This window comes from Labrys sp. 22185, assembly GCF_052045555.1.
In the GTDB taxonomy this organism is placed as follows: domain Bacteria; phylum Pseudomonadota; class Alphaproteobacteria; order Rhizobiales; family Labraceae; genus Labrys; species Labrys neptuniae.
In genome coordinates this window covers 1-10,004 of record NZ_JBQEPH010000073.1, presented here as the reverse complement: position 1 = coordinate 10,004, position 10,004 = coordinate 1, and the positions used below count along the sequence as shown (strand labels likewise).

The following is a 10,004-nucleotide window of genomic DNA, read 5'->3' as shown; positions in this document are numbered from 1 at the left end:
GTCGGAATGGTGCAGCAGGCTGTCGGGCTTGCCTCTCCTCCAGATCGCCATGATCAGGGCGTCAGTGACGAGCTGCGCCGTCATCTCCGCCTTCATCGCCCAGCCGACGACACGCCGCGAGAACAGGTCGACGACGGCGGCAACGTAGAGCCATCCTTCGGCGGTCCAGATGTAGGTGAAGTCAGCAATCCACTTCTGGTTCGGGGCCGAAGCCTCAAAGGCGCGATCAAGGAGGTTGTCCGACACTGCCGCTCGCTCGCCGGTATCCTTCGGCAACCCACGGCGGCGCGGCCGGGCACGTAGCCCGTTCTCCCGCATGAGCCGCTCAATGCGATGCAGGCCGCAGGAGAGCCCCTCCGCCAGCACATCATGCCAAACACGCCGGGCGCCGTAGGTGCGGTCGCTGCTCTTGAAGCTTCGATCGATCCTGGCAACGAGAATCTCGTCGTGCCGGGAACGAGCGCTGGGACTACGATTAAGCCAGGCATGGAAGCCTGAGCGGGACACATCCAGAGCCTCGCACAGCCACGCCACCGGCCAGATGTTCCGGTGCCTCGCGATGAAAGCGAACCTCATGTCACTTCCCTCGCGAAGTAGGCTGCGGCCTTCCTAAGAAACACCCCCCTCAGAGGGCATGAGTTCGATCTGATATCCCAAAGATCGGGCGCGGCGCTGGAGATTGGCCAGAACCCTGCCACGATGCCGCTCGTCGTAGGCCGCCGCGCCTGGATCGCGGTAGACCATTCCAAATCGGAGAGTGTTGTAGAAGAGAACAGCAATCTTGCGTGCCGTCGCCGTCACGGCCTTCTGCTTTCCTATCCGTCCCGCCAACCGCCGGTAGAATGCGCCAAGTGCGGTGTCGCTTCTGCCGATGGTTGTTGCGGCCAATCGCAAGAGCGCAGCTGCCCGACTTGATGATCGGCGGGTTCGCGACGAGAGCAGCCTGCCGCCCGATATCTTGTTGCCGGGGGCCAGACAGAGCCATGAGGTGAAGTGCTTGGCGGTAGGCCAGGCCTGCAGGTCCGTGCCGCATTCGCCCATCAGCTTGAGCGCGAGGGAGGAGCCGAGACCGTGGATCTGCGTTAAGTCTGTGCCAACCAGGCCATACAATGCGGCCCGCACGTCAAAGGACGGTGCATTCACCTGTTTGGTCTTCGTCCGGATTTTTGGTAACGGTGCGAGTGGTGTCTCAACTTCGGTAGCCATTGCAGCGATTGCCACCTCGAGCTTGCGATCACATTCAAGCATCTTCTGCTGATAAACGTCGTAGAGTTCCAGCGACTGTGCGAGCGCAAAAACGTGCTCATCCCGATCATTCCCAATCAGGGATGCCCGTATTGTCTCGGCCGAGGAGTGGCAGCGAACATCGCGCAAAGATGCCAGAATATTCGGATCCCGCTCTCCGGAAACGATCGCCCGAATGATCTTCATACCCGTCACGCCGGTGATGTCCGACATGACATGGTGAAGCTGCAGATTCATCTCCATCAATGCTTTCTGCATGTGCTGGATATGAGCTGCAGCATATTCAACCAACCGCTCCCGCTGCCGCAGATAGGCGCGCAATGTGGCAACCTGCGCGGTGGGGCGAAAGCTTCCCCGTAATAGCCCATAGGAATGCAGTTGGCGGAGCCATGCCGCATCGCTGACGTCTGTCTTCCGGCCTGGGACATTCTTTGCGTAGCGAGCATTGACGAGGATCACCTCAAATCCATGCTCTTCGAGGATCTCGAAAGCCGGAATCCAATAGACGCCGGTCGACTCCATCGCAACGCTGGTCACCCCGCAGGATTTGAACCAATCGGCGAGATCATGAAGGTTGTGGGTAAAAGTGCCAAAGGCACGTATCGGCATGTCATCGCTGTCCGGGTTGACGGCAGCCATATGCATCGTGGAACCAATGTCGATCGCTGCGGCGCCGGGATTCATGCGCGTGAGGTTTTGAAGGTTGACTGACGCTGTTTTCGGCATGGCTTCTCCTCCGATGGATCTCGGAGAGGCTGGGCCGCGCAAGTTCGTCATTTTCCTAATCGGGATCGCCAACGAGACGGCGTCACCACTCTCAAGTACGCAACAGCCCATGTGCCACGTTTTTTAACGGGGTCGAACGCCTCCAATAAGCAGTCGGCAACTCCCCTCCGGCCAGCAACGTAGCATAGCCCTGTTTCTACCGCGCACAGGCGGGCCAAAGCCCATGATCGTTTCTTAGGATGTCGCGCTCCGCCTTCAGCTTTGCGACTTCCTTGCGCAGCCGGTCAATCTCCTGCTGCTCCGGCTTCATCTGCCCATGACCGGGAAACGCACGCAGCGGATCGGCCGATAAATCGCGCACCCATTTGCGCAGCACATTCTCGTGGACATCGAGGTCGCGGGCAGCCTGGGCCACCGCAACGCCCCGATCCTTCACCAATCTCACCGCCTCAAGCTTGAACTCGCGACTGAATTTCCTTCGTTGCATTCCCACTCTCCAGTTCCGTCAAACACCTTATCTCGATGTCCACGAAACCGGCAGCAGGCCACCAGCCTATTTGATGGGATGCGCCAGCGTCTGGCAGAGTTTTTCTTCCGTTACGCCTTGGGCTTTGGCTGCCGTTGTGATGTCCTGGCTGATGCCCATCATCGAAACATTGCCCTTTCTGCCGTTCGCCTCAGCCTCGTCGCCTTGTGACGGATCGCCAGGCGGAGGGAGCAGGGATAACATCTTGGTCTGTGAATCAACGGCCTGCGCATCGGCAAAGCCCTTGTCCTGACAATATTTCAGCAGCCCGAGCTGATTGCGTCCGGCGTTGTACACCATCTGAATCTGTTCGGGCGTCGCACCTTTCTGGGCGAGCGCGACTGTGGCGCTAGCCATTGTGAGAAACACGGACATCGAGATAAAAGCAGATTTGCGCATCAATTTGCGACCCTTTGTAAAAGCTCAGCCTAACCCCATCAGGGGGACGAACTTCGCCGATTATGATAACATGAGCAATGGGCCGGTTGCGGGAGAGCGGCAGAACCGAATGCTCTCATGATCCAGCACAATAAGCCCTTGCGTTCCATGCACGACCACCCGGTAACATCAAACGCTAAAGTATAGAAACCTTGACGTGAAAGCTGTTAGCTATTGATATTAATATATTTTCATCTCGGCACTTTTGAAGCGAACAGAACCGAAATTCCAAATCCGGGCGTCTGTCCTTCCAGGCTGGATCGATCCGTCAGTTGCTCGGTATGATTATCCTTGCAAAGGAGGAATTATACGTCTTGCTCGCGCCGCCTGTATCTGCCGTCGCCGCTGTTGCTGCAATTTAGGAGCGGTGCACAGTTTCACATTCTCTCTACCGATGACAGGCGGATTGCTGTTTGTCTGCGCTGTGGGCGTATCATCGACGGGCGTCGGCGAAGGAAAGAGCGGTGGGGTGGAAGGCTGGCTTCCGCCGCTACAGCTGCCTAAAAGCGCAGCGGTAGCCGCCGTCAGGGCAGTCATCGTGCATGCTCTACGTGTCAGGTTCATCAGGTCATCCCCGGCTGCTGGTATGTGTAGGTTGTCGCGTCATAGACCTTGCCAATGGCAGGGTCCGTCTTGCTGATCTTGCCGTTTTCGAAATGGCCGGAATAGCGACGCAGGAAATCCGTCTGGCCCGAAGCATCGACGAGTGCGAGGTCATACCAGCCGTCGTGGGTGGCAATGCTGGCGATTTGTGTCCCTGCGGGGAGGTTCTGGTTATTGCCCGTATAGGCGTCGATGAGTTTCAGCGCACCATTGGCCGAAGGCCATGCCGTCAAAGCGACCTGAGCAGTCTTGGCATCGTCGAGTGCATGGATTGCCGAGACTTCGGGGAAGAGCGCCTGCACGGGCTCGCTGCGGTTCCCACGAAATTCCGCGAGGTAGCCGTTCGGCGCGTGAACCACATAATGATAGGCACCGCCGCCGAGATCCATGCTGTCAGACAACGTGATGGGATCACTGCCTTGCTCCACGCCCTCGACTGTGTAGAACCGAGGCTTGGCGTCACTCGAATAGACGTAAAGGGAGTAGGGCACACCCAACTGGCCGGCATTACGGAAGGTGAATTGCAGACGCTCGGCGCCTCCGCCAGTCGGGATGACGAACGCACTGTAGACCTGAAACTCATAGCCCAGCGGCAGGAGCTCTACCTGAGCAGTTTCCTGCTTGGAAGCAACGACTGTCGCATTGTTATCTGGCGACGGACCGATTGTTCCTGGAACGAGTTCCGTTGTCCAAGCCCAAGCATTAATGACTTTTTTTTGCTCATCCGTAAAGATTTCCGCAGTTGTCAGCGGCGGGACTAGCGCTGTCATGTCAGGGGCGGGATCCTGGTTGAAATCGAGGGCGCTGGTCAGGTCTCCGGCGACGGCCATGCGCCACATGGAAATCTGCTCGTAAGGCTGCTGATCGACAGGAACACCTTTTGCAGCCAGCCAGGCCTCGACGAAATTGATGCTGGATGTGTGATCGAACACCTCCGAACAGACCCGCCCTCCGGTGCTCCAGGGGGAAATGACGAGCATCGGCACGCGGGCGCCCATGCCGGTTGGTGCACTGAGCGCGTCAATCGAATTTTCAATGTCGACATCGCCATCGAAGGATGCCGAGGACGCCCCGTCAGGCGCGGCAACGATGCGGATGCCGGAAGACACAAGTCCCTGATTGGCATTCAATGGCGGCGTTGGTGGCGGGACATGATCGAAAAACCCGCCATTTTCATCGAATGTCGTGATCAGGACAGTTTTGCGCCACACTTCGGGATTGGCAGCAAGGCAACGAAGAATTTCATTGAGATAATATTCGCCGAGGTGCGGTGGAAAGGTCGGATGCTCAGAAAAGGCTTCCGGCGCCACGATCCACGACACAGCAGGAAGTTTTGCGTCGATGATGTCTTGCTCGAACCGCGATGGGACATCCGCGCTCGTCCGAAGTACAGAGTTTATCGATTGGTTTTTTTTAAAAATACTCGTGGTATTATCCTGATACTGCTGGAAATACTCGAGCGTGTTGTCGCCATAATTTCCATCGAATGGTCTTCCCGACGTCCAGTGCAAACCGTCCTGATAAAATCTCCAGTCTACGCCGAGCGTTTCGAGGCGTTCTGGGTAGGACGGCCAATTCGGGGCGGAAGCGGCGTTGTTGTTGCCGCTAAAATAGCTGTTGTCATTCCGACCCATCGCCGTTCCCGTGTAGTAAAAGCTCCGGTTAGAATCGGTACCTCCATTGTGGGAGCAAAAATTCGCATCGCAGACGGTAAAGGCTTTGGCGAGTTTGAAGTAGAGTGGAAGGTCCTGTTCCACATAGTGCGCAAGAGTAACAACATTTTTTGCCGGTACCCAGCCATCCATCCTGCCGCAATTCCAGGCGTCCACACTGTCCGAGTGCCCATGAGGAGGGTCCTGGATGAATGCACGCCCCGCTTCAGCCGTTGTTTCACTATCGATAGGAGCTGCGCCTGTTTCATTATTGAGCTGAACTGTGCCGACGAAATGATAGGGCTTCGCGGTTTGAGGAGTGCCTGCTTTGATAGGCTGTTCCCAGACCTGTGTGCCATTTTGCAAGAGCAGAGGCCTGGGATCCCCGAAGCCGCGCACACCACGCAACGTACCAAAATAGTGATCGAACGAACGGTTCTCCTGCATGAACAGGATGACATGTTCAATGTCTTTCAAGGAGCCCTTGGGGCTAGGGCAGGAGGCGTCCAGCAAAGTGTTGACTACGTTGGATTGCGCCAGGGCCTCCTGCATATAGGCCGAGCAAGCCGCAAAAGCTGCAGTGCTGGTGCCCGCCGACCTCAAAAGTTTGATGAATTTGCGCCGGTTCACGAAAGGATCCTTCGTTTGGTTCCGCTATACAATAACACTAGTATTTTCTTAAGATGAAATTCTGATGACTAATATATTTATCAAAATCCTAATTATTATTTGTAGTCATAATGGCAATTGCATAAATATTTATATAATATTATGAATATTTACTAAGCTTTTTACTAAATAAAATGGTGAATGACTGAAATTTTCTTCTCCAATCACGTTTTATGACGCGCTTCCGATTAAGGGTAAGCGCCGTGGTGATCGCCTATGAACTTGGACTTGATGTTCGAGAATCGCCAGGAGATGAGTTCCTCGATCTTGCTCTGGCGATGGCCGCTGATGATGGCGTCGAGAGCCTTAGCAACTGTGTCTAGGTAGCGGTGAGCCGTTGCCAGTTAGCCAAGCACAGGCGCTGATCGCACGGCGCCTGTGCATTTGGAGTAGTTATCCGATTAGACGCACGCTACGCGCGTGAGTTGGAACGTATGGCTGTTCCGTGATGATTCACAGGCCGCTACAGTTAAGCCCGATGTGTACAGCAGAGCCCAGATTAATGAATGATCTGCGGCGCGCTGCCTATCTCTGCAGGACGTGGCAAACGAGTCTGCGACGTCCTTTCGATATAGTTCATCACATCGTCAAGGTTAACGATGCCCCTGTTCTGTCGGTCGATTTCGCCGAAATGATCGGCGGCCCAGCCCCAACCACTTTCACGCGCTTCGCGTTGAGTGAGGACGCCGCGCCCGCCGCTGGCCATGTCAAAACGTTGTTGCAGTCTGGCGATCACAGCGGCCTGGGTTTCCGCCGGCGTTTTGGGTTTGGGGGGAGGTGCCCCCGGTAAACTTGGCGGTAGCTGCAGAAACTCACCAGCCACGACCGGAACGGATATGCAGGCAGCTGGTGCTAAAAACATACCCAAGGCAGCTACGAAATAAACCAAATGGCTTCGCACCATCGAACGGCCCTTTCTCTATCAATGCAAACCAGCGGATGTGAAGGCGCCCAAAGAGCTATCTTGCCTGTAAAATGCGCCAAGATCCTGGCGCAACGGGCCACGCGAGACTTCATTCGCGTAAATCATGTGCCCGCCTTCATAAGCTTTCGTAGTTACCCTACTTTTGAATTGGGGCAGGATACCACTGTTCTGCAAATCCTGTTCTGTCGTATAAAAGGGGCATACCCAGTCATGATAGCCCATCATCACAAATACCTTAAGCTTGGGATCGAGCTGCAGGGCACTCAACATTTCGCCGGTGCTGCTATCGATGGGATTTTCTGGGGTAGACTTCAGATTTTCGTCAAAAATCCAGCCACCGATCATGCCAGGATCTTTTGACGTGCTATTTGTTCCGTAAAGTTGGGCGTCATCCTTATTCCTATAATCGAATTCGTCAAGGAGATAAGGTTTGATGGCACCATAGAATCCCGCGCTTTCAAAAAAATCCATGGAGTAGTTTGGCGGAAATGGACGACTCATTCGTGTATCGTAAACATTGAATACCGAATAGTTTGGCCTAATAATAACGGATGGCCCATATTGTTTAAGAAAATCCGTAATTTTATTGAGTAAAAATTTGACAACTACAGAGTCGCTCTTTTCTGTTGATTCGTTTAAATTTTTTGATAATTCTTTAAAGTTGTCCAAAAGTACAGCCGATGATAACATTTTTTGCACTTCGGAATCATTGATAGTTGAGCTAGGATACACAATGCTTCCTGCATAATTTAATAATTTTCCGACTATATCTGCTGTTTTCATTTTATCAGATGAGGTATCCGTAATAATTTTTGACGAAGGAATGAAAAATTTTACGATATACGGTGCAACAAATGGTGTAGCCAAATCCATCAATCCTTTCGATGGAAGTTTATCTAAAGCAAGAAATTGGGATAATTCAGTTCGATAGTTTAAATCGAAACTCCCATTCTTGAACAATCTTGAAGCTGATTCTCGAATCTTGTTCACAAACTCATCTTCGTTCAATGCCCCCCTCACGGAGCTTTTCTTATAATAATCCATCGCAATTGCTGCAGAAGCGAACTGCCCTGAATCTAAAGAATGTGACGAAAAGTCAAGAACAGGCGAATTTAGAGAAAATCCTGAAAGCACAATGGCCGGCTTCCCGGAGGAGTCCGGAGCATATTGACTTATTCCAGCTTCTTCCAAAAGGTTTGCAACAATGGGCGTTCGGATGCCGCCATACGATTCACCGAAGAGATACTTTGGCGAACTTTGTCGGTTATATTTATTGATATAGGCGGTGATGAAATCTCGGAATATCCCGGCGTCTTTCATCGTCGTCCAGAAATCCTTGTTCTTGTGCGGGCTGATGGCCTCCGAATAGCCCGACCCGACGACGTCGATAAAGACCAAGTCGGTCTGGTCGAGCAGGGTTTGCGGGTTGTCGACAAGCGGGAAGCTATCAGGCATGTTTGGGCCCACCGGGAGGTTCGGTGAGTCAACTTTCAGATATTTTGGCGCATACGAGCCGAGATGAAGCCAGATTGACGGTTCGCCCGGCCCGCCATTCCAGAAAAACGTAACTGGACGCTGGTCTTTAGGCAGATCGTCGCGGGTATAGGACATGTAAAAAATGGACGCTTGGGCGTCTTTTCCACCCGAATTTCCCGAATTTTCTGGCGCATAGGCGATCAAGTGCCCAGCCCTGGCGGTGTAGTCGAAAGTAACGCCATTCACGGAGTAGGTGTGATGTTTACTTGACGGCGTCTCGTCGACCGTGCTCGGGTCGAGGCCGGCAGCCTCTACTGCGGGTTGGGGATCACCTGGGCCACCGTTCGGGCCGGACCGGTAGGCTGCACTGGCTTGAGAGTAGAAATCGGCCAAGGCGGCATAATGATTGGGATCGACGACCGTATGATCGGCTGGCCAAGCAGAGGGCACAGCCTCCGGCTGGGGTTGACTGAGTGTGGGTTGAATGGATTCCAGCGCGTTAGCTGAAATTGTCGTCGAGGGGGTAGGGTCAAAGGTTGAAGATACACTATTATTACTGCTGTCGCTGCCGTTGCAGCCAGAGAGCATCACCAATGCAGCAACGCAGAGGAGTCTATATTTTATCAACGCCTTCTCCTTTTAACTAATACCATTTCAACTAGATTATATTTTTGCAATCTGAATTTCATTTCTCCTTATTTTGTTTATAATTAGTTTTTTATAGAAAAACATACGAACTTTGCGACTGTCAAGTCTGATATTTGAGCTGATTATGATTTAAAAATTGGCATTTTTTTTAAAATTTACTCAGAATGTAAATAGTGCATAAATACAAAGTAAATATCTTTATTTATATTATGGAAAATTAATGCACCAGATATTGATAAGAACTATTCGTTTAGTGGCTTATACCAGGAACCGAACGGGTGCCTCCTCAGGGGGTCCGGCGCGGGAGATTGTCTGATTAAGCATGGTGGGAGGTATCTCGCCGTGGCAGCCAGCAGGGGCGAGCTGGCCATTGGGAGGAAGTATGGCCGTCACCCCAGATGTCCGCGAAGGAGCAGCGTGCTGCGCATCAATCAGGATTGCGATCACGGCGGCAGGCGGGCGCTACATTCGCCAAATACTGGCTCGAGCATTATCGCAGCCTGGCCAGCAACGGTCACGGCGCCGGGCGCTTCGCCCATACCAGCGCTGACGCGCTGTTCGATCTGACTGAGCATCCGGCCAAGGCGAGAGGGCTCAGTCTCAACACCGTGAGCCCGTCTCCAATAATTCGAGCCCCGTCTCGCGGAATGTGAGCCCAAGGAGCATTACATTCTCAGATAATCTGAGCCAGAAAAAGCGATGATCTCAAACCCGAGCCCGGATAATCTCGATCCGCTACACATAGGAATTCGCCGGTAACATTTTAGCTGAGGCAACGACCCCCGCCCGGTAACATCTTCATTGAGGCAATGCGTGGATTTCCGCGAGGTGATCAATGCGGTGCGTTATCTGGTTCGTTCGGACTGCGGCTGGCGAATGCTGCCGATCCATTTCGGCGCTTGGCAAACGGTCTATGGCTGGTTCCGGGAGTTGGCCCGCCGCTTCCTGTTTCAGACCATTCACGATGTCGAGTTGATGCTGGATCGCGAGCGCCAGGGCCGGGAGGCTAGGAGTTGTGGACACTTATCTGATCCATAGAACTGTAGCGGCAAGGGTTATGACGGCGAGATAATTTCTAGCGGTTTTCTCGAAACGA

5 protein-coding genes and 3 pseudogenes are annotated in these 10,004 nt (G+C 53.4%); 1 reads left to right on the top strand and 7 read right to left on the bottom strand.

Going from position 1 to position 10,004, the window contains the following annotated elements; translation table 11 throughout:
• The 7 genes and pseudogenes from ACTJKX_RS37145 to ACTJKX_RS37115 form a co-directional block, all read right to left on the bottom strand.
• A pseudogene (locus tag ACTJKX_RS37145) lies at positions 1–609 on the bottom strand (IS3 family transposase); the annotation flags it as partial.
• Positions 610–1,971: an IS110 family transposase gene (locus ACTJKX_RS37140; RefSeq protein ID WP_440728393.1), complete on the bottom strand. Its 1,362-nt coding sequence runs from the start codon at positions 1,969–1,971 to the stop codon at positions 610–612.
• Positions 1,972–2,188: 217 nt separating this feature from the next.
• A pseudogene (locus tag ACTJKX_RS37135) lies at positions 2,189–2,458 on the bottom strand (transposase); the annotation flags it as partial.
• Positions 2,459–2,524: 66 nt separating this feature from the next.
• Entirely contained in the window at positions 2,525–2,896 is a 372-nt protein-coding gene (locus ACTJKX_RS37130) for a pore-forming ESAT-6 family protein (RefSeq protein ID WP_440728392.1), read from the bottom strand.
• A 602-nt stretch (positions 2,897–3,498) separates the two neighbouring features.
• The gene (locus ACTJKX_RS37125; protein ID WP_440728391.1) at positions 3,499–5,820 is read right to left on the bottom strand and encodes a phosphocholine-specific phospholipase C; all 2,322 of its coding nucleotides are present in this window, start codon (positions 5,818–5,820) and stop codon (positions 3,499–3,501) included.
• A 538-nt stretch (positions 5,821–6,358) separates the two neighbouring features.
• The gene (locus ACTJKX_RS37120) at positions 6,359–6,763 is read right to left on the bottom strand and encodes a hypothetical protein (RefSeq protein ID WP_440728390.1); all 405 of its coding nucleotides are present in this window, start codon (positions 6,761–6,763) and stop codon (positions 6,359–6,361) included.
• 18 nt (positions 6,764–6,781) lie between these two features.
• Positions 6,782–8,887 (bottom strand): S10 family serine carboxypeptidase-like protein, encoded by a 2,106-nt coding sequence (locus ACTJKX_RS37115; RefSeq protein WP_440728389.1) that lies wholly within the window; start codon positions 8,885–8,887, stop codon positions 6,782–6,784.
• Positions 8,888–9,724: 837 nt separating this feature from the next.
• Between ACTJKX_RS37115 and ACTJKX_RS37110 the strand changes: the two are divergent.
• Positions 9,725–9,916: pseudogene (locus ACTJKX_RS37110) on the top strand (transposase); the annotation flags it as partial.
• Positions 9,917–10,004 lie beyond the last annotated feature (88 nt).